Source organism: Acholeplasma granularum ATCC 19168 (genome assembly GCF_000526235.1).
Classification (GTDB): Bacteria; Bacillota_I; Bacilli_A; order Acholeplasmatales; family Acholeplasmataceae; genus Acholeplasma; species Acholeplasma granularum.
The window spans coordinates 83,571-106,483 of the sequence record NZ_JAFR01000008.1; the positions used below are offsets into that span (position 1 = coordinate 83,571).

At 29.3% G+C, this 22,913-nt stretch carries 17 protein-coding genes, 1 pseudogene and 1 other annotated feature; of the genes and pseudogenes, 8 read left to right on the forward strand and 10 right to left on the reverse strand.

The genetic code is table 11. The annotated features are described in order from the left end of the window. Positions 1-117 precede the first annotated feature (117 nt). The 10 genes and pseudogenes from G324_RS0103335 to rpmH form a co-directional block, all read right to left on the reverse strand. Positions 118-1,494, reverse strand: coding sequence for a deoxyribodipyrimidine photo-lyase (locus G324_RS0103335; protein WP_025724986.1), 1,377 nt, complete (start codon positions 1,492-1,494; stop codon positions 118-120). Between the two features lie 12 nt (positions 1,495-1,506). Beyond that, complete coding sequence (locus tag G324_RS0103340) at positions 1,507-2,772, reverse strand: hypothetical protein (RefSeq protein WP_025724987.1); 1,266 nt, start codon at positions 2,770-2,772, stop codon at positions 1,507-1,509. A 17-nt stretch (positions 2,773-2,789) separates the two neighbouring features. Beyond that, positions 2,790-4,181, reverse strand: coding sequence for an asparagine--tRNA ligase (asnS, locus tag G324_RS0103345; RefSeq protein ID WP_025724988.1), 1,392 nt, complete (start codon positions 4,179-4,181; stop codon positions 2,790-2,792). A gap of 335 nt (positions 4,182-4,516) precedes the next feature. Then, a complete protein-coding gene (locus G324_RS07225) occupies positions 4,517-5,644 on the reverse strand; it encodes a DNA recombination protein RmuC (RefSeq protein WP_162146859.1) in 1,128 nt (375 codons plus the stop codon). A 9-nt stretch (positions 5,645-5,653) separates the two neighbouring features. Continuing rightward, positions 5,654-6,565, reverse strand: coding sequence for a hypothetical protein (locus tag G324_RS0103355; RefSeq protein WP_162146860.1), 912 nt, complete (start codon positions 6,563-6,565; stop codon positions 5,654-5,656). Positions 6,566-6,736: 171 nt separating this feature from the next. Continuing rightward, a pseudogene (gene heR, locus G324_RS08155) lies at positions 6,737-6,953 on the reverse strand (heliorhodopsin HeR); the annotation flags it as partial. A gap of 208 nt (positions 6,954-7,161) precedes the next feature. Next, positions 7,162-7,782 (reverse strand): RNA-binding cell elongation regulator Jag/EloR, encoded by a 621-nt coding sequence (gene jag, locus G324_RS0103365; protein ID WP_025724991.1) that lies wholly within the window; start codon positions 7,780-7,782, stop codon positions 7,162-7,164. 15 nt (positions 7,783-7,797) lie between these two features. Continuing rightward, positions 7,798-9,258, reverse strand: a complete 1,461-nt coding sequence (locus G324_RS07685) for a YidC/Oxa1 family membrane protein insertase (protein WP_025724992.1) — start codon at positions 9,256-9,258, stop codon at positions 7,798-7,800. Next, positions 9,251-9,607: a ribonuclease P protein component gene (gene rnpA / locus G324_RS0103375; RefSeq protein ID WP_025724993.1), complete on the reverse strand. Its 357-nt coding sequence runs from the start codon at positions 9,605-9,607 to the stop codon at positions 9,251-9,253. The genes G324_RS07685 and rnpA overlap by 8 nt, the downstream gene beginning before the upstream one ends. A gap of 98 nt (positions 9,608-9,705) precedes the next feature. Further along, positions 9,706-9,840 carry a 50S ribosomal protein L34 gene (gene rpmH / locus G324_RS0103380; protein WP_025724994.1) on the reverse strand — a complete coding sequence of 45 codons (135 nt, stop codon included), beginning with the start codon at positions 9,838-9,840 and terminating at the stop codon, positions 9,706-9,708. 362 nt (positions 9,841-10,202) lie between these two features. On the opposite strand from rpmH, the gene dnaA reads away from it, so the two are divergent. The 8 genes from dnaA (at position 10,203) to serS (ending at position 22,847) form a co-directional block, all read left to right on the forward strand. Continuing rightward, positions 10,203-11,564, forward strand: coding sequence for a chromosomal replication initiator protein DnaA (gene dnaA / locus G324_RS0103385; protein WP_025724995.1), 1,362 nt, complete (start codon positions 10,203-10,205; stop codon positions 11,562-11,564). Between the two features lie 130 nt (positions 11,565-11,694). Continuing rightward, positions 11,695-12,825, forward strand: coding sequence for a DNA polymerase III subunit beta (gene dnaN / locus G324_RS0103390; RefSeq protein ID WP_025724996.1), 1,131 nt, complete (start codon positions 11,695-11,697; stop codon positions 12,823-12,825). 213 nt (positions 12,826-13,038) lie between these two features. Continuing rightward, a complete protein-coding gene (locus G324_RS07235) occupies positions 13,039-13,245 on the forward strand; it encodes an RNA-binding S4 domain-containing protein (RefSeq protein ID WP_162146861.1) in 207 nt (68 codons plus the stop codon). Beyond that, complete coding sequence (recF, locus tag G324_RS07240; RefSeq protein ID WP_035357265.1) at positions 13,242-14,267, forward strand: DNA replication/repair protein RecF; 1,026 nt, start codon at positions 13,242-13,244, stop codon at positions 14,265-14,267. The genes G324_RS07235 and recF overlap by 4 nt, the downstream gene beginning before the upstream one ends. A gap of 14 nt (positions 14,268-14,281) precedes the next feature. Continuing rightward, positions 14,282-16,189 carry a DNA topoisomerase (ATP-hydrolyzing) subunit B gene (gene gyrB / locus G324_RS0103405; RefSeq protein WP_025724998.1) on the forward strand — a complete coding sequence of 636 codons (1,908 nt, stop codon included), beginning with the start codon at positions 14,282-14,284 and terminating at the stop codon, positions 16,187-16,189. 20 nt (positions 16,190-16,209) lie between these two features. Then, on the forward strand, positions 16,210-18,810 hold the full coding sequence (gene gyrA, locus G324_RS0103410) for a DNA gyrase subunit A (RefSeq protein ID WP_025724999.1): 2,601 nt from the start codon (positions 16,210-16,212) through the stop codon (positions 18,808-18,810). Positions 18,811-18,999: 189 nt separating this feature from the next. Then, positions 19,000-21,306 carry an ABC transporter ATP-binding protein/permease gene (locus G324_RS0103415; RefSeq protein ID WP_025725000.1) on the forward strand — a complete coding sequence of 769 codons (2,307 nt, stop codon included), beginning with the start codon at positions 19,000-19,002 and terminating at the stop codon, positions 21,304-21,306. Between the two features lie 16 nt (positions 21,307-21,322). Beyond that, positions 21,323-21,527 (forward strand) — a binding site (T-box leader). 48 nt (positions 21,528-21,575) lie between these two features. Then, entirely contained in the window at positions 21,576-22,847 is a 1,272-nt protein-coding gene (serS, locus tag G324_RS0103420; RefSeq protein ID WP_025725001.1) for a serine--tRNA ligase, read from the forward strand. The last annotated feature ends 66 nt before the right edge of the window (positions 22,848-22,913 follow it).

Sequence of the window (22,913 nt, forward strand, 5' to 3'; positions counted from 1 at the left end):
CTATTTTTTTATGATGTAACCAAATGTTAGATTTTAGTAATCAAATGTCATAAAACTTTAGCTTAAACAAAAAAAGATGCATTTTATTAGCATCTTTTAATCTAAGGTATATTTGTTTTATAAATTATTTACGTAATCTACATAAGTTTCCATATCAAATTTTCTTTTTAATCCTGCTTCATTCATATATCTTAATGTACCAAATATACTTCTTTCTTGCCATGGTCTATCGTGTCTACCAAAACACCAAGCAATATTACTATATGAATTTGGATTTCTACCATCTATGAAGTATTTGTTATTTAAATATACGATGATTTCATAGGCACTTTCCATAGAACTTGACCATTCCATGATTTTTTTTGCCCAATACATTCTTAAATAATTAGCCATAAAACCAGTTATGATAGCTTCTTTCATGGCACTGTTAAAGTAAATATCATGTGTCTTTGCTGATTCAATTTCTTCTAAGGTGTAGATGTAGTCTCTTAAATCTTCTTTATGCGCATTCATTGTAATATATGCCCATTTTTCTGTTATATGATTAAAATCATCATAATTAGGATTGTATGTTACAAAGTTATATGCAAGCTCACGTCTAACTATTAATTGTTCAATAAAGGCTTCTGATTCTTCTTTATAGGTATGAAAATTAGGATGCTTAAATAGTTTTTTTAAGATATCTTGAACTGAAATTTGTCCAAATTGTAGATACATCGATACATATGATTGGATATGAAGTGATGCATCGGATCTATCTTTATATTTAGGTAATAAATTATCTAAAAAATCATTTAGATGTTTAATTGCCTCAACATAGCCACCTTTAAATTTGAAATATGGTTTTACATTTAAGTCTATGTTAAGTTTTTGTATGATTGAGTCTATATTTTGTATATCTACATCACTTTTGAAGTTAAGTTTTTGAATGTTTTCTAGGTTGTTTGAATATTTAAAATCAATGTACTCAAAAAACTTTTTATGTACTGATGGCCTAATAGCATATGCAGCATAGGCTAGTTTGGGATAAAGTGATTCTACCGGAATTAATACATCTGATTCGATTTGATATATGTTTAATTTAGGATTGTTTCTTTGACATAGTTCATATATTTTGTTTCTCATTTGAAGTTGTGGTTTTAAATAAGCTCTATCTGTTATGAGTGTATGTGCATTTTGAATCAGTGGTTTTAATGTATCTTCCACATGACCTAGTTTTATAATAAATTCTATATTTCTTTTTATAAAGTCAGATTGTAAGTTTTTTAATCCTTCTAACATAAAATGATAATGTCTTAAGTTAGCATCTGGATAGTTTAAAACGATATTAAATACAACAATTAGAGGAAGTTTTTTATCATTAGCTATATGAATTGCATATTCTAGTGCATGATTATAATACATACGCATAGATTGTTGCATCCAGTAGAGTATGTATTGACCTTCATTATCTTCTTGATTTGAATTTATGATTTTTATACGGTCTTTATGCATAAGTATTCTTCTTTATGTTATATTTTTTGATTGTTTGGATAATTTATATGCTTCTTCAACAGCAAATCTTATTTTTGTAACTACATCTTTTTTATTATTTGGATAAATATAGTAGGTATCATTATCGGTTGATAAAACCACAGCAGCAGCCCTTTTTTTATCACTTCTTTTATATCCAAATTCTATATGTATCGTATATAAAGAACTTGACTCTCTAAATAAATTAAGAGGTCCTTCGATGTCGTTACCAGTTAATTTAATACCTTCTTTTGTATGTATTAAATTACCTTTACCTAATGGAATAAATCCTTTAGCATTTCTTAATGATTCGATCATTACTTCATCTTCAAAGTAGTATGTGTCGTTTAATAATTGTTCTTTTGTAAATTGTCTTTGAAATTCGTACCAATCTGGTACATGATCATAAATTGTTTTTCCATTAAGGTTATTAAGTTTGCCATAGATTGATAGTTCATGTGCTGTATGACATTTTAAGCATGTGATTGTCGCACCCTTAGCCTCCATTTGGTGTTCAGTTAAGCAATTTGGACATTGATAGAGTATACGGTTTAATCCATGTGCTCTATTTTTATCTTTAATTGCTATTTTATTATCAAATTGGTATTGCCATTCATCATATTCAAATGCTTTATTTACTCTACTTTTAATTTCATCTAATGTAATAGTTTCTAAATCTATTTTAGTAATTATTTGAGTCATATCTGCTGTTAATGGTATTTTTCTTAATTTTGGCATCATATAGTTTGGTTGTGTTAAAAAGTTTCCGTGCATATTTAATACAACTACAGGATGATTAAATAGTTTAATAGCTTTATGTAGTGAATCTGGAAGTGCTGAGTTTGTTCCAGAAATTGAATATGCACTTTCAGCATAGATTGTAGTAATTAGTTTAAGTTGATCTAAACTATATTTAATGTTTCTATATAACATTTTATCTTGTGGTGTGAATTTTCTTTTTCCGATACCACCTACATTTCTAAGTAACCATTCTTTACCAATAAACCCATCAATTGCAACAACATATGTTGCTTTATGAGGAAATATAGCACGTGTTTGAACTTTAAAATCTATAAATGCATGATGTGTACATAAAAGTAAATATGGTGGTTTTAATCCATCCATATTTACTTTATTCACTTTTAATTTTCTATAATAAGTTGTTGGTAGTGAAAGTATCCATTTAATAGGGGTTAGAAACCATTTTTCTTTGACTGGCTTTTTTTGCATATCAAATGGTTTAGTATTTATCTTCTTCATTTTTCTTCTTTTAACTTTTAAAACAAGATGTTTTTAGGTGTTCTTGGGAAAGGTATAACATCTCTAATATTTTCTACACCTGTTAGATATATTAATAATCTTTCAAATCCAAGTCCAAATCCAGCGTGTTTAGCGCCGCCATAACGACGTAGGTCAACATACCAATCAAGGTCTTTAATTGGAATATTCATTTGTTCCATACGTTGTAATAATACATCTAATCTTTCTTCTCTTTGCGAACCACCCACAAGTTCTCCGGATCCTGGTACAAGTAAGTCTACAGCTGCAACTGTTTTATTATCGTCATTTAATCTCATGTAAAATGCTTTAATATCTTTTGGCCAGTCTGTTACAAATACAGGACCATTAAATGCTTTTTCTGTTAAGTATTTTTCATGTTCTTTAGCTAAATCTTGACCATGAGTTGGTGTATTAACAAATTTTTGATTTGATTTTAATAGGATATTAATTGCTTCTTCATGTGATACTCTATTAAATTTAGCGGATATTAATTTATTTAGTTTATCTAGTAAACCTTTTTCAACAAATTTATTAAAGAATTCCATTTCTTCTTTAGCATGTTCTAATACATATGAAACTACATACTTAACCATTTCTTCAATTAAAACCATATTATCGTTTAAATCAGCAAACGCTATTTCAGGTTCTATCATCCAAAACTCTGATGCATGTGTAGTTGTATTAGAGTTTTCTGCTCTAAATGTTGGACCAAATGTATATATATTTCTAAATGCCATTGCATAGGCTTCACCTTCTAGTTGACCTGTAACTGTAAGGTTGGCTTCTCTACCAAAAAAATCTTTAGAATAATCTACTTTTCCTTCTTCTGTACGTGGTGGTTTTTCCATGTCTAGTGTGGTTACTTTAAACATAGCTCCAGCACCTTCACCATCATTTGCTGTTAATATTGGTGTATGAACATAAACAAATGATTGTTCTTGGAAGAATTTGTGTATTGCAAATGATGCAATACTACGTACTCTAAATACAGCTGAAAATAAATTTGTTCTTGGTCTTAAGTGAGCTACTTCACGTAAAAACTCACGTGTATGACGTTTAGGTTGTATTGGAAAAGTCTCATCTGCATCACCTATTAAATTGATTTCTGAGGCTTTAATTTCAAATGGTTGACTACGATCAGGTGTTAATTCTAGTCTACCCTTAACCTCTATTGATGAACCAATATGTAGTTTGGTTACTTGTTCAAAGTCTTTTGTGTTTTCCTTTTCATAAACCACTTGGATATTTTCAAAAAATGTTCCATCATTTAAATTAATGAAACCAAACTCTTTTTGGTCACGGTGATTTCTAATCCAACCTTTAAGAGTTAGTTCTTGATCCTTATACTTTTTAGGATCTTGATATATTGTGCGAATTGTTAAGTCCATATTTATTTACTCCTTTTTATTTATATATAATAAAAGTCCTTAGACAAAAACTTTGCCTAAGGACGAATTTAAATATCGCGGTACCACCTTAGTTCTAAAAGAATTAATCTTTTAGCCCTCAAATATATTTGGTAACGAGGTTTTGTTCCTCGAAGCGGTTCTACTTACAATTACTTGCTTTCTTCCGTCTCTAAAGTAGGGTTATTCATTTATTTATATTTGTTAATTTTCACCGATCATTAACTCTCTTTTTTAAATATATAATAAATTACTTGTTTACTTTGTATGATTTGTATTTATTTGATTGATTCTATTGTATCATTTTATTTTATAATTCAATCACTTATGTGTTTATTTTCATTAAGTGAATCAAATTCTGCTTTTTCAATGAGGTTAACTTTCTTTTTTAATTTTTCAATCGGAATGTCAACAAGTTTAACTTGCTCATTTAAATGATTAATAATTTTATTTAGTTGAACCCAACGATCAAAGAGTCTTTTATAATCATCATTTAAATTTTTTAATTCATATAACATTTTTTCTACATTATTTTGGCGTTCAACGTGTTGTCCGATAACGAGTATCATAGTTAGCATGTATACTAAAGTATTTGGTGAGACTATCCATATTTTAGATTTTTGAGCATACTCAATTAAATCACTAAAATTTGATTGTATTTCTATAAAAACAGCTTCACTTGGTATAAACATGAGGGCTTGAAGTGAAGTTTCTCCGTCTATAATATATTTTTTAGAAATATTATCTATGTGTGTTTTTATATTGTTTCTAAATTCTTTACGTGCATTTAATCTTTCATCGTTTGTAAGATTTTCGTTATTCATGAGTGAATAATTTTCTAGTGGAAATTTTGAGTCTATAGGTATATTCCCAATTCCTTCTGGTCCATAAACTATGGCATCAACAATAACATTAGTTGATAGTTTTTTTTGTTTTTCATAAACTACTTTATTATTGGTACCTAATACATTATCTAATATTTGATAAAGTTGTGCCTCACCATACGCACCACGTAGCTGTTTATCTGATAATAATTTTGATAAATCGTCGACATTAATCGATAATTTCTCTATGTTTTTTTGAGTAGTGTCGATGATTAATAATCTTTCTGCCATCTCTTTAAATATTTTATCTGTTGTAGAAAATCCTTCTTTAAGTCTATTTTCCACCTTTTCGTTAATAGATGTAACATCGAGTGTAACTTTAGATGAAATTGCATCTTTGAAAATATTTAGTTCATTTTTAATATCACTTTTAGATTTTAAATTCATTAATTCTAGTTGGTGTGATACTTCTTGTTTTAATTTTTCTAATTGATTAAATATATCTTCGTTTTGAGGTTTTTTATTTATCTTTTTAATAATTAATAGTATAAAGATACCTATCATAACTATAATTACAATCAAACCTGCTATTAATATGATTAATTGTTTATCCGTTAACATTTAAATACCTCAAATTACATCTTCTAAATAATATATATGAATACCGTCTGATTTAGTTTCTTTATAGATTGTAATATAAATATCATCAGATAATAATATGTCATGAATTGATGGAATAAAGCCATCTTCATCAATATTATAATCGGTATCATTTACTCTATTAATATCGTTAAATGCACGTGTAATTAAATCTGAACAGTAAAATTTGTTTTTTGTATCGAATATGAATAGATAATTATAAAGTCCTCGGTCTACTTGATTCTTTCCAAAGTTAACTGCAATATCTATTTCTTCATCTTTTTTTGATTGATCTTTATATTTTAGTCTTGTAGTAAGTATTTCAGTTCTATAATATTCTCCATAATAGGGATATTCGGCGTGTGTTTCATTTCTTGTAGGTTTTAACCAGTAGTTTCTTACCTCTTGAACAGATACACCAAACTTATTTGTTTCATCATATCCACGGTGTAATATAACACTAAACATCGTTGATAAATCTAGTAAGCCATTAGATGTCATACCTGTAGATTGAATAATTTTATTATTGTCACTTACAAGTGCTGCATGTCCTCCTAACCAATATGAAATGATTGGATCGATTATAGGTATATAAGGAAATGGTGCTTGAAAGGTAAGTAAAATATCACCTTTAAGTCCTGGTTCGATTTTATTTTCATCATAAAAAACATTACGGGAATCTTCTATTTCGTAATCATAGGTTCTTTTTACTTTATGATAAAAATAAGTAGTACCATATTTTTCTTCTACTACTGTTTCATAGGCTCTTTGTTTAAATGCTTCTATTTTTTGATCTGTCTTATAATTTTCATAAATAGATTCACCAATAAAGTAGGCGACAATTAATAAAAATAGATAGCCAATTAATTTTAGTATTTTTAATCTCTTTTTTCTTTTTTTCATATGTAGATTATAACATGTATTAAAGATGTTTTTAAGTAATTAGTTTTTCATATATTAAGTGATTAGAAACACGATAAAAATTATGTGATTTATATATATTAAAATGATTAAAAGGTCTCTTTTTAAAAATGAGACCTTTTAATATGATGAGTTATTAATCTATTATTATACTTATGGTTGCATTGCACCAAATAATACCAGCCAAGCAAGAATTGATTTAGCAACAAGTGAAAGTATAATATAGGTGCGTTCACCATATAAATAATCTTTCCACTTACCAACTTTTTAAATATTGAAGTGTCATGTTTAAAGGAAATGTATTAAATGCAACAAAATATGTACCAACAATAGCCCATACAAACCATGGAACTTGATTTAGTGCAGGATTACCTTTGCTTGAATCAGATGCAAAAACCCCATAATAAAGTTAAAACGACGTAGTCTATCTAAATTATTTTCACCACGTAAAAACTGGAAAGAATTACTCATGTTTTATCCCTTTTCTTTTACTATATTCTTATATTTACTGTTGTAAAATTATAAATGAGCTCATTTATATATAAAAAACCACCATTTTTTTGGTGGTTTATGATTTATTACTTGTTTCTAGGTTTAATGATAATTGCTCTATTTTCGCCTTCACCTTCGGAATAGGTTTCAACATCACGCCACTCACTTAATTTAGAGTGTATGATTCTGCGATCAAATGCATTCATAGGATCTAGTTTAACTGCAATGCGGCTTCTAGCAACATCTTTTGCAGTCTTAGTAGCAAGTATTTCTAATTGTTTTTTTCTAGACTCATGATAATTACCAATATCTAGTGAGATGAGTAATTGCTCATCAGTAAAACTTGACAAATGATTTCTTAATAATGTTTGAAGGGCTAGAAGTGTTTTACCATCCTTACCAATTAATAATGCATTTTCATCTGTTTGAAGACGATAAAATATTGTTGATTCATCAGGGGATTGTATCTCCATTTTTACATCAATATCAAGTGCACTAATAATACCTTCAATAAATAGTTTACCTTCAGTTGTTAAATCAATATTAGGAGATGCTTCATATAATACTGAACTACCTACACCAAGGAAACCTCTTTTTTCTTTTACAACTTCTAATTTAATCTTATCTTCTGATATTCTTAATAATTCGGTTGCTTTTTTAGTTGCTTCTTGAAGTGTTTTAGCTTCAATTTCTACTTTTTTTAACATGTCTTAGTCCTTTCTTTAGATTATACTTTGAGCGGATTTTGACTTTTCATATTTCTTTTCTGATAATCTACGGTTGATAAATGATTGTCCAATTGAATATAAGTTACCAATTACCCAATAAAAACCTAACGCATTAACTGATGTAAGTGTTGTTAATACCATCATACCAATCATAACTGTTGACACAGTTTTCATTGTTTTTTCTTGTTGAAGAGCTTGTTCTGTTTTCACTTGAGTACCAGTGTTTTTTGCATAACTTGGTTTTTTAGCAGATAATCTTTGAAGTAACCACATTGTTACACCAACAATGATTGCTAAGATATAACTCCAAAAATCATCATAACCACCTTTGGTAAGGTCTATTAAACCAAATAATACTGTACGGGTTGCAACTTTATCTGTATACATACCACCTTCAACAGTTATACGATATACGGTTTGGAACATCGCAAGGAAGATTGGCATTTGAAGAATTGGAGTAAAACATCCTAGTACTGATATTTTGTGTTTTTTATAAATTTGCATCATTTCCATTTGCATTTTTTGTTGTGATGCAGGATCTTTTTTAAGTGCATATTTATTTTGAAGTTTTGTCATCTCAGGTTGTGCAAGTGCCATTTTAATTGACATATCATTAGCTTTTGCATAAATCGGCCATGCAATTGTACGCACAATGATTGTTGCAAATAAAATACCTAGTCCAAAACTACTTAATCCAAATAATGATGCAAAAAATTGCATTACAAATGAAATTGGTATGATAAATATCCAGTCCCAGACATATCCTAACCATGTATTTTCCATTTCTGTATGAATTGGTAGTTGGTTATCTGCTGGTTTAAAAGTATTATTTTTTACAGTTAATTGATTTCCATCTCTTAAATCAAATATCATGTTATGCGTATATTTCATTTTAAATACATTTTCAGCATAACCTTCTGGTTTATTTAAGAACGCTGAAGCATTTGAAACATCTACATCTTCTTGTGAGGTAGTTTCAAATGTTGCTGATAATACATTGATATTTGTTAAATTAATTTCGTTTGTAATTGGAGTAAAAAATAAGTCAGTTACATTTTTAATTTTGGTTTGTGCATCCTCAACGCCATAAGTTGGGCTTAGTGCAGCTACAGCAACAGCAGTAGGAACACTTACAGTATCTTCAAAATTATCTTCGTAAACATATACATTATATTGAAGTCCACGCACTTTGACTTCATAAATGTTAAAGTCTTTTGGAGTTACAGTTATCTCAGTTAATGGTACATCAACTTTTGTAGCTGTCTTATTTGCTTTAATTGAATAGTATTCAAAGTCATTGGCTCCAATGATTGGCCCATTAACATTGATTTCTTCTTGTGTATAAACAATTTTGTTAGCGGATAAGAATGTATCTATTTCACTTGTATCAGGAGCACAAGCAACTAGAACTAACCCAAAAACTAACACTGTAAGTAATGCTAAGATTTTACGCATTTGGTGTTTCCTCTTTCTTTAAGATGTCAGCCTTAATAAGTAGTTTTATTAAATTCGACTCTATTTCTTTATACTTTAGTTCGTTAACGCTTGGTTTAACGACAATGACAAAACTCTTATTTGATTTGATCATTTTTTGATTTTGGGAAATAATATACCTAATGCGTCTTTTAGCTTGGTTTCTTTCTACCGCATTGCCATATTTTTTTCCAATAGATAGTGCATATTTAAAATGTGGTAACAAATGATATTTTATATATATTGCAAAATATTTGTTTCCGACTGATTTTTTTTCTTTAAAAACTAAATCAATATCGGTTTGACTTTTTATTGAATACACTCTTTTCATTACATCACCTTAAATAAAATAAAGGACTACCTTAAACAAGTAACAATTGTTAATTATCTGGTAGTCCTGGTATTTATTAACTTTATTCAAATTTTTAATTAAACAGTAAGAGTTTGACGGCCTTTTGCTCTTCTTCTAGCTAGAACTTTACGTCCGTTAGCTGTTGCCATACGAGCTCTAAATCCGTGTCTTCTTTGATGTTTGATTTTACTTGGTTGATATGTTCTTTTCATAATCAATAACCACCTTTCTTATGAAACCTAGCCTTATTAATTATAAATAAAGAATGCCCAAATGTCAAACAGAAAATTAGCTTTATTTTATTTTATTTTAATTGTATTATTTATCAACAGTTTTTAAATAAAAATTGTGGATAAGTTTTCCACAAATTATCCACAATGTTCAAAAGTGGATAAAACACTAATTAGGGCTTTAAGAAGCCAACAAATTACCTAATTTTATCCACATTTACAATATTTAATGATTTTAAAGTTTAAAAGTTATCCACAAATATTGTGGGAAACTTTTTAGAAATAAACTAATTTAATATGCTATCATAGTTTTACATATATAATAATTTCTCTGGGAGGCATCAATGAGTCCAAATGATACACTATGGCAGACAATATTAAAGGATCTGGAAAAACTTTATAATGAGGAAACCTATAATGAGTTATTCTTACCATTAACTTCTACATTTAAGGATTCAAACGGTCTAATTACAATGGTCGTTGCGAATGAATTTTTAAAAAACAGAATTAATAAACTCTATATAGCAAAAATCAATGAACTCGCATCTAAATATTCACCAACAGCGGTTCGTTTTAAGTTTATTTCAGAAGACGAGGTTAAACATGATGAACCAGTTACTGATCGTCAATTAACCATAGACTATCGTCAAGGTAATTTAAATTCTACTTATACCTTTGACTCTTTTGTTGTCGGAAAATCAAATATGTTTGCTTTTCGTATGGCAATGAAGGTTGCTGACCAACCTGGAGCTGTTGCCAATCCATTCTACATTTTTGGTGATGTCGGTTTAGGTAAAACACACCTTATGCAAGCAATCGGTAACTATATATTAGATAATGATGTAGAAAAACGTATTCTTTATGTCAAAGCAGACAACTTTATTGAAGATTTCGTCTCCTTATTGTCTAGAAATAAAAATAAAACTGAAGAGTTTAATGCAAAATACAAAGATATTGATGTCATTTTAGTTGATGATATTCAAATTATGGCAAATGCTAGTAAAACTCAAATGGAATTCTTTAAATTATTTGACTATTTATATTTAAATAATAAACAAATTGTCATTACATCTGATAAACCTGCATCACAATTAACAAATATCATGCCAAGATTAACAACAAGATTTGAAGCCGGTTTATCAGTAGATATTCAAGTACCTGATTTAGATCATAGAATAAACATTTTAAAGAGAAAAACGGCTACTTTAGATGCTAATGCCGAGATTTCTGATGAAATACTAAGTTTTATAGCTACACAGTTTGCTGCAAACATTCGTGAAATGGAAGGTGCTTTAATTAGACTTGTAAGTTATGCTCAAACATTCGACTTAGAAATTACTATGAACGTTGTAGAAGATGCATTAGGTGCTGTATTAAAAACTAAAAAGAAAACCAATGAACTTACAGAAAACAATTATGATAAGATTCAAAGTGTTGTTGCCGATTACTTCCAAGTTTCATTACCAGATTTAATTGGTAAGAAAAGACACTCAAAATTTACTGTTCCAAGACATGTTGCAATGTATTTAATAAAATTAAAATACAACATACCTTATAAAACCATTGGAACTTTATTTAACGACAGAGATCACTCAACAGTACTTGCAGCTTGTGAAAAAGTAGAAAAAGATATTCGTATGGATGGTAACTTAAAATTTGCTGTAGACTCAATTGTCAAGAAATTAGATTCCGCACTACTTAAATAAAAATGTGCATAAATTGTTAACAAATATGGTAAAATAATAACTATACAAAGCGATTAAGCCTAGTTATCCACATATCCACAACACCTAATAATAACAAAATAGAAATAATAATAAATAAAAGGGGTACAAAATGAATTTTACAATTGACAGAGATATTTTATTAAATCATTTAATCCATGTACAAAAAGGATTACCAAATAAAACACCACTACCTATTTTATATGCAATTAAATTCGAAGTTTATTCAGACTACATACAACTAACAGCATCTAACTCTGATATTGCTATTCAAGTACTAGTTGATGATCCTTCACTAAAAGTACATAAAACAGGAAAAATAGCATTACCTGGTCGTTATTTTATCGATATTATTCGTAAAGTAGCTGCTAAAAGAATAGAAATAGCTCTACAGGAAGAAAGATTACTTGTAATAAAAGCCGATCGTTCTGAATTTAAACTTAAGTTAATGGATATCGAAGATTATCCAGATGTAGATTTTTTAGACTTAACAGAACCTGTTATTCTTTCATCAGATATGATAAAAGAAGTAATTAGAGCAACAAACTTCGCAACAGCAGATAATGAAAAACGCCCGATTTTAACAGGTGTTAATTTTAAATATCAAGATAATCATTTATATGCAGTAGCAACAGACTCATACCGCTTATCTCAAAAGAACTTAAGTTTAAGAACACATTCTAAAACATTTAATATTGTTATACCAAATAAATCATTAGATGAACTTTCAAAAATATTAGATCATGTTCAAGAAGATATAGAAGTATATATCAATCCAAATAAAGTTTTATTCAAAATGAACAAAATTTGGTTCCAAACAAGATTACTTGAAGGTACATATCCTGATACATTTAAAATAATTCCTACAAATTTTCCTACAATCATTACATTTAATAAAGAAGAATTATTAAATGCAGTAGACCGTGTATCTTTATTATCACCAAGAGATAGAGAATCAAATTATAACATCATTAAGTTAACTTTAAGACCAGATCAAATAATAGAAATTTCATCAACTAATAGTGAAGTTGGTGATGCAAAAGAAGAAATTATACCAACATCAGATGTAATCGGTGACTTAATAACAATCGCATTCTCATCTAAATATCTAAACGAAGCATTAAAAGCATTTAACTCATCTGAAGTTACCTTAAATTTCGCAGGAGAAATCAAACCATTTGTTGTAAAAGGTAACCAAGATCCAGACCTTCTACATCTAATTTTACCAGTTAGAATTGATTAAAAACAAAAATCCTTAAAACTAAAAATAGTTTAAGGATTTTTTTATTTGAACTAACTACAAAATTAACCATCAAATCAAAAACAGTCTTAATTTGCCAAAATTAGAGATTTTAATCATTTAGACAACTTCAACATTTATCTACACAAAAGCGCTAAAAAAACGCGCTTTTTCCTTATATTATGTTATAATATAAATAGGTATGAGGTAAAATTAATGAGTCAATTTGAACTAGAATCAGAATACATTACAATTACACAATTATTAAAGGTTTTAGATTACATCGGTTCTGGTGGAGAATCGAAGTATTTTTTATTTGAAAACAAAGTGTTACTCAATGGTAATGAAATTTATGAAAAGAAAAAGAAGATAAAAAAAGGTGATGTTGTTACGATTAACAACAATAATATTTTAATCAAATGATCAAAAAAATTGAACTCAGAAACTTTAGAAATTTAAATGAGTATCAAACAAATATTACGAAACCTTTAATTATAATCGAAGGACAAAATGGAGTTGGAAAAACCTCTATTCTAGAAGCAATATATTTTGCAGCAACAACAAAGTCTCACAGAACTAATAATGAAAAAGATATGATTACATATGATAAACCTTATGCAGCTGTTAAAGTAACTCAAGAAAACCAAATCAATGAAATCATCTTATCTAGTAGTGGTAAAAGAACATCGATTAATAAACAAGAGCTTAGAAAGATATCTGATTATATTGGTCGATTAAACGTTGTTATGTTTGCACCTGAAGATTTAATGCTCATTAAAGGTAGCCCATCAGAAAGAAGATACTTTTTAGATATGGAATTAATGCAAATATCTAAAAAATATCTAAAAAACTTAAACACATATAAAAAAATACTCAAACAAAGAAATACGTTGTTAAAGAAAAATAAAGAATTAATTGATTATACATTCTTAAACATTTTAGGTGAACAACTCTATAGTGTTGGCACCGAAATTTTTGATGATAGGCAAATATTTATAAATCAGCTAAATGAAAAGTTAAAAAAAGTCTCATCAAAATATAAAAACTTCAATATAGAAATCATCTATGATCCAAACATTAGTAAAGAAAACTGGCTTAAACATTTAAAAACAAAACAAAAGCAAGACATCTTTTATGAAACAACAACAACGGGTATACATAAAGACGACTTTAAAATACTTTATAACGGTTTAAATGCTAAAGACAATGCATCACAAGGAACTTCTAGATTAATCGTCATAGAACTGAAATTAGCGCTCTTAGAATGGATAAAAGAAGTTAGTGGTAAAGATGCTGTGCTCTTATTAGATGATGTATTAAGTGAATTAGACTTAAATAGACAAAATTTATTTTTAAGTCAACTATCTAAAAATAATCAAGTTTTCATAACAAGTGCAGTACCAATTGAAATCGAATTAGAATATCAAAAAATTGTATTACAATAAGGAGATGTATATAAATGCCAAACAACAATAACGCACATTACACAGCAGATAATATTCAAATACTTGAAGGATTAGAAGCTGTTAAAAAAAGACCAGGGATGTATATTGGTTCAACCGGTGAACGTGGACTTCACCATTTAGTATGGGAAATCGTAGATAACTCAATAGATGAGGCTTTAGCTGGTTATGCTGATGAAATCAATATAGAAATATTAAAAGGTAATATTGTTAGAGTAACTGATAATGGTCGTGGTATTCCAGTGGATATCCACCCTAAAACAGGACGTCCAGCAGTAGAAACTATTTTAACAACACTACACGCAGGTGGTAAGTTTGATAAAGGTTCATATAAAGTTTCAGGTGGACTTCATGGTGTTGGTGCATCTGTTGTTAACGGATTATCTGAATACTTTATTGTTGAAATTCATAAAGATGGTACTATCTATGAACAAAGATATGAAAGAGGTATTCCTGCATACGATCTTAAAACAATAGGTACAACTGAAAAATCAGGTACTGTAATTACTTTTTTAGCTGACCCTAAAATCTTTACAGAAACAACTGTATATAATTTAGAAACATTAAAAAATAGAATTCAACAACTTGCCTTTTTAAATAAAGGATTGAAACTTCATTTAACGGATTCAAGACCAGATGAGCCTATTGCTGAATCGTTTCACTATGAAGGTGGAATTGTCGAATATGTTAAATTTTTAAATCAATCCAAATCTAAAATACATCCAGATATTATTTATATAGATAAAGAACAAGATGGTATTACTGTTGAACTTGCACTGCAATTTGTTGATAGCTATTCACCTAACCTACATTCATTTACTAATAACATCTCAACTACAGAAGGTGGAATGCACGAAGATGGCTTTAAAATGGCATTAACACGTGTAATTTCAAAATATGCTGATGATCTAAAAATGAAAAAAGATGATAGCATTTCTGGTGAAGATACAAGAGAAGGTTTAACCGCAATTATCTCAGTTAAACACCCTGAACCACAATTTGAGGGACAAACAAAAACAAAACTAGGAAACCCAGAAGTACGTGCAATCACTTCTCAAATTACAAGTGAAGCAATTGAACGTTTCCTACTTGAAAATCCACAACAAGCAAAAATGATTGTTGAAAAAATATTACTAGCAACACGTGCACGTGTTGCTGCTAGAAAAGCTAAAGAATTAACTAGAAGAAAATCACCACTTGATGCACTAGGATTTGCATCTAAATTAGCAGACTGCCGCAGTAAAGATCCAGAAAAATCTGAAATCTATATCGTGGAAGGGGACTCTGCGGGTGGTTCAGCAAAACAAGGAAGAGATTCAGAATTCCAAGCAATCATGCCACTTCGTGGTAAGGTTTTAAACGTTGAAAAAGCACGCTTAGATAAAATGTTAAGCAACAAAGAAATTGTAAACTTAATTCAAGCAATGGGAACTGGTATTGCAGATGAGTTTGATATTACAAAAGCAAGATATCATAAAATTGTAATCATGACCGATGCTGACGTTGACGGAGCCCATATTCGTACCTTATTATTGACATTCTTATTTAGACATATGCGTCCATTAATTGATGCAGGTTATGTGTATGCAGCTCAACCACCACTCTACAAAGTAAGCTGGGGAAGAAATGAAAAGTATGCATATACTGATGAAGAATTAAATGAAATTGTTTCAGGTATTGAAACTAAACCATCTATCCAAAGATATAAAGGTTTAGGAGAAATGAATGCAGAACAATTATGGGATACCACAATGGATCCTGCAAAAAGAACACTACTTCAAATTAAACTAGAAGATGCAATAGAAGCAGATCAAGTATTTTCTATGTTAATGGGTGAAGAAGTCGAACCAAGAAAAGAATTTATTCAAAAAAATGCACAATATGCTACAGAAATTGATGCATAATTGGAAAGGATGTATAAAAAATGAGTGAAAAAACAGATAAACTTTACGATAAAATCAAAGAGATAAATATTACATCTGAGATGAAAACATCCTTCTTAAACTATGCAATGAGTGTTATTGTATCACGTGCATTACCAAATGCTAAAGACGGATTAAAACCAGTTCAAAGACGTATATTGTATGGTATGCATGAAAATAACATGTATGCTAATACAGCACATAAAAAATCAGCTAGAATCGTTGGGGATGTTATGGGGAAATACCACCCTCATGGGGATTCTTCAATTTATGATGCAATGGTACGTATGGCACAACCATTTAGTTATAGAAAACCCCTTGTTGATGGACATGGAAACTTCGGTTCAGTTGATGGTGATGGTGCAGCTGCAATGCGTTACACTGAAGCTAGATTATCTAAAATTGCCGGTGAAATGGTTAGAGATTTAGACAAAAACACAGTTGATTTTCAAGATAACTATGATGCTTCTGAAAGAGAACCAGTCGTTCTACCTTCAAGATATCCTAATTTACTTGTTAACGGATCAACAGGTATTGCTGTTGGTATGGCAACAAATATTCCGCCACACCACTTAGGTGAGGTTATTGATGGTATTTTTGCATATTTAGATAATCCTGATATTACAATATTAGAATTAATGCAATATATTAAAGGACCAGATTTTCCTACAGGTGGCCAAATCCTAGGTATAACAGGACTTCGACAAGCTTATGAAACAGGTAGAGGAATTATTGCAATTCGTGCAAAACATGAAATTGTTGAAACAAAAAACAGAACTGAATTAATTATTACTGAAATTCCATATCAAGTAAATAAAACAACATTAATTGAACGTATTGCTGATGTAGTTAAAAATAAAATTATTGAAGGTATATCCGATCTACGTGATGAGTCATCTAGAAAAGGTATGCGTATTGTAATCGAACTTAAAAAAGATACCAATCCAATGGTTACATTAAATAATTTATATAAACATACTCAACTTCAAACATCTTTTGGTATTAATATGATTGCCTTAGTTGATAATAAACCTCAACTACTTACATTAAAAGATGCACTAACACATTATATTGCACACCAAATAGACATTATTACAAGACGTACTCAATTTGACCTTGATAAAGCTGAAGCTAGAATGCATATTCTAGAAGCTTTAGTTAAGGCATTAAATGATGTAGATAATGTAATTAAAATTATTAAAGATGCTAAAACTCCTGAAGTTGCTAGAATTAATTTAATTGAAGCATATGATTTTACTGAAACTCAAGCACGTGCAATATTAACAATGCAACTACAAAGATTAACCGGTCTTGAAATTGATAAAATCAATGAAGAAGCAGGCAATTTAGAAATTAAAATAGGTGAACTTAAAGAAATATTATCTAATGAAGATCTTAAAATAGAAATTATAAGAACAGAACTTCAAGAAATTAAAGATAAATATGATGATCCTCGTCAATCTGAAATTAACCTTTATGAAGATTTAGATATTGATAATGAAGATTTAATTCCTGTAGAAGATATTGTTGTAACTGTAACAAATAATGGTTATATTAAACGCATGAATGTCGATGAATACAAACTTCAAAATCGTGGTGGAGTAGGTATGAGTGGTGTTAAACTTCATGAAGATGATTATGTAGAACATATTCTAATGACATCAACCCATGACTTCCATTTATTCTTCACAAACTTAGGTCGCGTATTTAAATTAAAAGGATATACCTTACCAATGGGATCACGTCAATCAAAAGGTGTTCCAATAGTAAACTATCTAAACTTCCAACCTGGTGAAAAGTTAGCAAGTTTCACATCTATTAGGGATTTTGATGATCCAAACCATTTCTTATTCTTTGTAACTAAAAAAGGTATCGTTAAACGTACACATATTAGTAACTACAAAAATATCAGAACAAATGGTATTATCGCATTAAACTTAAAAGAAGATGATGAGTTATTAGTTGCTAAATCAACTGATGGCAATAAACATATTTTATTAGGTGCATCAAATGGTAAAGCAATCCATTTCTTAGAAACAGATATTAGAGAAATTGGACGTACAGCAACTGGTGTACGTGGTATGGATATTCCTGATAATGAAGAAATCGTTGGATTTGCTGTTATAGATGCAAAAGAAGATGATATCTTAGTTATTACAGAAAATGGCTACGGTAAGCGAACACCGATTACAGAATACCGTGTACAAAATCGTGGTGGTAAGGGTGTGAAAACCTTAAACGTTACAGAGAAAAACGGTAAACTAGCAACCTTACGTAGAGCATCTGATGATGAAGATTTAATTGTAATATCCGATAAAGGTATAACAATACGTATGCCAATGAGTCAAATCTCACAAACAAAACGTGCAACCCAAGGTGTTAGAATTATTACACTAAAAGGTGAACAAAAAGTTGCAACAATTGCTGTTGTTCCACACCAAGAGACTGAAGAACAAGAAGATGTAGAAAATATTATCATTACACAAGAATCACTACAACTTAATAATGTTAAAAAACATGTTGAAGCTGTAGAACTTTCTGTCGAAACAAATGATGAAGAAAAAGAAGAAACAACAACTGAACAAACAAAACTTGATTTATAATTATAAGATAAACAAAGGGAACAACCAGAAATTTTGGTTGTTCCCTTTACTTTATTTCCCACGATGATAAATATTTAAGTATAATTCCAAACAAAAACAATCAAATTCGTTTATAATCATACTACTATAAATATAATTATATAATAATTAACTTTACAATTTATAACAAAGTAGAAAGGAATTATATATATGTTAAAACTCATTAATTTACATAAACACTATGTATTAGGGGAACAAAAATTTACAGCTTTAAATGGAATTAATTTAAGTTTTAGAGCACACGAGTTTGTATCAATTCTTGGTCAATCAGGTAGTGGAAAAACAACACTATTAAATTTAATAGGTGGACTAGACCGTTATAATAGTGGAGACATTATTATAGATGGTGTATCAACTAAGAACTATCAAGATAAAGACTGGGATGCATACAGAAATCACAGAGTAGGGTTTGTTTTTCAAAATTATAATTTAATTACACATCTAGATATTCTTTCAAACGTAGAACTAGCTCAAACATTATCAGGTGTTAGTAGAGAAGTTAGAAGAAAAAGAGCGATTGAAGTACTAACCCGTGTTGGATTAAAAGATCATATTAGAAAAAAACCAAATCAACTATCAGGTGGACAGCAACAAAGAGTATCAATTGCGCGTGCACTTGTTAATAATCCAACTATTATCTTAGCAGATGAACCTACAGGTGCACTAGATTCAGAAACATCTGAAGATATTATGAATCTTTTAACCGAAATATCTAAAGACAAACTTATTATCATGGTAACTCATAATGCAGACATCGCAAAAAGATTTTCAAATAGGATTGTATCATTAAAAGATGGAGAAGTTATAGGAGATACCAATCCATATACTATGGAAAAAGCTCTACCAGATAAAGTAGATACTTCTAAATCAAGTATGAACTTTTTTACAGCACTTAGATTATCATTTAAAAACATGCTTACAAAAAAGGTAAGAACAATTATTACAGCACTTGCAGGATCTATTGGAATAATTGGTGTTGCACTTGTTATGTCCTTACAATATGGCTTTACAGATTATTTAAATAAAATGGAAAAAGGCACATTTGCAGGATTACCACTAGAAATTAGCAGGTCCTATATTGATATTGGAGCATTTATTGAAGCACGACAAGATCAAGTAAATCAAAAACCTATTGAAGATGGAATTCAAGGTTATGAAAGAGAAGTACAAATTGGTCGTAAAACAAATAAAATTACACAAGAATATATTGATTACCTAGAAAACAGTGATATTAAAACACAGGGAACAATTGTTTATCAATATGGTTTCGATGCACAATATTATTATCTGGATGGAAATACTCTTAATTCAAATCCAAAACAACTATCAATGACCGGGTCAACCAACTACATAGATGAAACAGCATTCTCAATGGATTTTATCGAAGAATATTTTGATAAAGTCAGTGGAAATTATTTTAATCCAGATGAATATGAGGCATTACTTGTAGTAAATAAACAACATAAATTACCAAACCAAATTATTCAATTTTTAGGATTTGATGCAGACGAAGTTATAAGTTTTGATGAAATTATTGGAAAAGAATTTAAAATATTTACAAATAATGTAAGTTATAAATTTAATGGTACAGAGTATATATTAAAAAACCAAGTTACTGATGAAGTTGATTTAAAATCAATTTATAATGATACAAATAATCCAGAAGTTATTACTGTAAAAATATCTGGAATTATCAAATCAAACTCTGATTTTGTATCTGTATCAGAAGGCATTTATTACACACCTAAAGTAGCTCAAATAGTTATTGACTTAAACGATGTTTCAGATGTGGTTATTGCACAAAGAAATAGTTCACAATCAGTAATCCAAGGCGAAGTAATAAGTCTAAATAATACAAAAGATGACATTCTTCAAAAACTTGGAGGTATAAAATTACCTAGTTCTGTATTAATTTATCCTAATAGCTTTGATTCTAAAGAAGCTATACTAGATATATTAGATGCTTATAACGTTAATCAAGATGATGCTGATAAAGTAAATTATACAGATTCAGTAGCAGCTGCAGTTGGTATGATTAAAACTGTTATGGACTCTATTAGTGCAGTATTAATTGCATTTGCAGCAATTTCATTATTTGTATCAAGCGTCATGATAGGTATTATTACATATACATCCGTTTTAGAGCGAACCAAAGAAATTGGTGTGCTTCGATCAATTGGAGCCAGAAAAAAAGATATTTCAAGAGTCTTTAACGCAGAAGCTATATTAATAGGTTTATTTTCAGGGTTATTAGGAATATTTATTACATATTTACTAGTTCCAATTATAAATATATTATTAGAAGGACCAACAGGTACTTCTAATGTTGCACAATTGTTTTACCTACATGCAATCATACTAGTAATCATATCAATCTTACTTACATTTATTGCAGGATTAATCCCATCTAAAATTGCTGCTAGAAAAGATCCTGTTGTTGCTTTACGAAGTGAATAAAATAATGTATAATACATATAACACGTAGAAAGAGCCATTTTAAACGATATTTTAAAAAGAGAATCTGTGTTTGGTGAAAACAGATAAGTATCATTTAAAAATTCCACTCTGGAGTGGTGTTAACAGCACCCGGATTGTATCCGTTAAAAACATTTAAAGCGCTATGTATTTTTTAGTACATAGAATTAAGGTGGCACCGCGATATTAAATTCGTCCTTAAACTATTTTTAGTTTAAGGACTTTTATTATATATAAGGAGAGATTATAAAATGTTAGATTTAAAATATATTACAGAAAATAACGAAGAGGTTATTAAAAAATTAAATACTAGAGGTGGAGATTTTAGTTATTTAAGACAAATTCCTACACTTCAAGAAGAAAGAAAACAATTAATTATTGAAGTAGAAACGCTTAAAGCTAAAAGAAATGAAATATCTAAACAAATCGGACAATTTAAAAGAGAAAAAAAGGATGTTACACCACTTTTAGATAATGTTGAAATAATTAAAAATCAAATTCCAGAACTTGAAGAAAAACTTACTAAAATCGATGAAGAGTTATTAAAGATACTAATTGAAATCCCAAATATTCCAGCAGAAGATGTACCGATTGGTAAAGATGAAACAGCCAATGTAGAAATTAGAAAATGGGGCGAAATTCCTAAATTTGATTTTAAAGTTTTAGATCATACAGAACTTGGTGAAAAACTAGGAATTTTAGATTTTGAACGTGCAACTAAAATTACCGGGCCAAGATTTGTAGTAGATAAAGGATTAGGAGCAAGACTTGAACGTAGCTTAATGAGTTTTATGATGGATGTTCATACACATGAGCACGGATATACAGAAATTATTCCACCTTTTATAGTAAATGCTAAAAGTATGTTTGGTACAGGGCAATTTCCTAAATTTAAAGAAGATGCTTTTAAACTAGAGGGTAGAGATTGGTATTTAAATCCAACTGCAGAAGTACCTACAATCAACCTTTTTTCTGATGAAATTATAGATGGTAATAATTTACCAATTCACTATGTATCTTATACAACTGCATTTAGATCTGAAGCAGGTTCTGCAGGACGTGATACCAAAGGTATATTACGTCAGCATCAATTTAACAAAGTTGAGCTAATCAAATTTGTTAAACCGGAAAACTCTGAAGAAGAACATCAAAAGATGTTAGAAAACTCAGAACGTATATTACAACTTTTAAATCTACCATACCGTGTGATTGTTTTATCTACTGGAGATATGGGATTTGGTATGACAAAAACTTATGATATTGAAGTTTGGTTACCGGGTCAAAATACATACCGTGAAATCGGATCTATTTCAAATGCAAAAGACTTTCAAGCAAGACGTGCTAACATTCGATATAAAGAAACAAAGGATTCTAAAACAGAATATATTCATACATTAAACGGTTCTGGTCTTGCTATTGGTCGTACAATGATTGCAATTATTGAAAATTATCAAAACGCAGATGGTACAATTACAATTCCTGAAGTATTACTACCTTATATGAAAACTGATGTTATCAAATAAAAGTGTGAAAAACCTATGTAAAAATGGTAATATTTACAATAATTTACATAGTTTACGATAATGATT

Coding starts and splice junctions, on each gene's coding strand:
- G324_RS0103335 (WP_025724986.1), bottom strand. CDS start 1,494: ATGCATAAAGACCGTATAAAAATCATAAATTCAAATCAAGAAGATAAT.
- G324_RS0103340 (WP_025724987.1), bottom strand. CDS start 2,772: ATGAAGAAGATAAATACTAAACCATTTGATATGCAAAAAAAGCCAGTC.
- asnS (WP_025724988.1), bottom strand. CDS start 4,181: ATGGACTTAACAATTCGCACAATATATCAAGATCCTAAAAAGTATAAG.
- G324_RS07225 (WP_162146859.1), bottom strand. CDS start 5,644: ATGTTAACGGATAAACAATTAATCATATTAATAGCAGGTTTGATTGTA.
- G324_RS0103355 (WP_162146860.1), bottom strand. CDS start 6,565: ATGAAAAAAAGAAAAAAGAGATTAAAAATACTAAAATTAATTGGCTAT.
- jag (WP_025724991.1), bottom strand. CDS start 7,782: ATGTTAAAAAAAGTAGAAATTGAAGCTAAAACACTTCAAGAAGCAACT.
- G324_RS07685 (WP_025724992.1), bottom strand. CDS start 9,258: ATGCGTAAAATCTTAGCATTACTTACAGTGTTAGTTTTTGGGTTAGTT.
- rnpA (WP_025724993.1), bottom strand. CDS start 9,607: ATGAAAAGAGTGTATTCAATAAAAAGTCAAACCGATATTGATTTAGTT.
- rpmH (WP_025724994.1), bottom strand. CDS start 9,840: ATGAAAAGAACATATCAACCAAGTAAAATCAAACATCAAAGAAGACAC.
- dnaA (WP_025724995.1), top strand. CDS start 10,203: ATGAGTCCAAATGATACACTATGGCAGACAATATTAAAGGATCTGGAA.
- dnaN (WP_025724996.1), top strand. CDS start 11,695: ATGAATTTTACAATTGACAGAGATATTTTATTAAATCATTTAATCCAT.
- G324_RS07235 (WP_162146861.1), top strand. CDS start 13,039: ATGAGTCAATTTGAACTAGAATCAGAATACATTACAATTACACAATTA.
- recF (WP_035357265.1), top strand. CDS start 13,242: ATGATCAAAAAAATTGAACTCAGAAACTTTAGAAATTTAAATGAGTAT.
- gyrB (WP_025724998.1), top strand. CDS start 14,282: ATGCCAAACAACAATAACGCACATTACACAGCAGATAATATTCAAATA.
- gyrA (WP_025724999.1), top strand. CDS start 16,210: ATGAGTGAAAAAACAGATAAACTTTACGATAAAATCAAAGAGATAAAT.
- G324_RS0103415 (WP_025725000.1), top strand. CDS start 19,000: ATGTTAAAACTCATTAATTTACATAAACACTATGTATTAGGGGAACAA.
- serS (WP_025725001.1), top strand. CDS start 21,576: ATGTTAGATTTAAAATATATTACAGAAAATAACGAAGAGGTTATTAAA.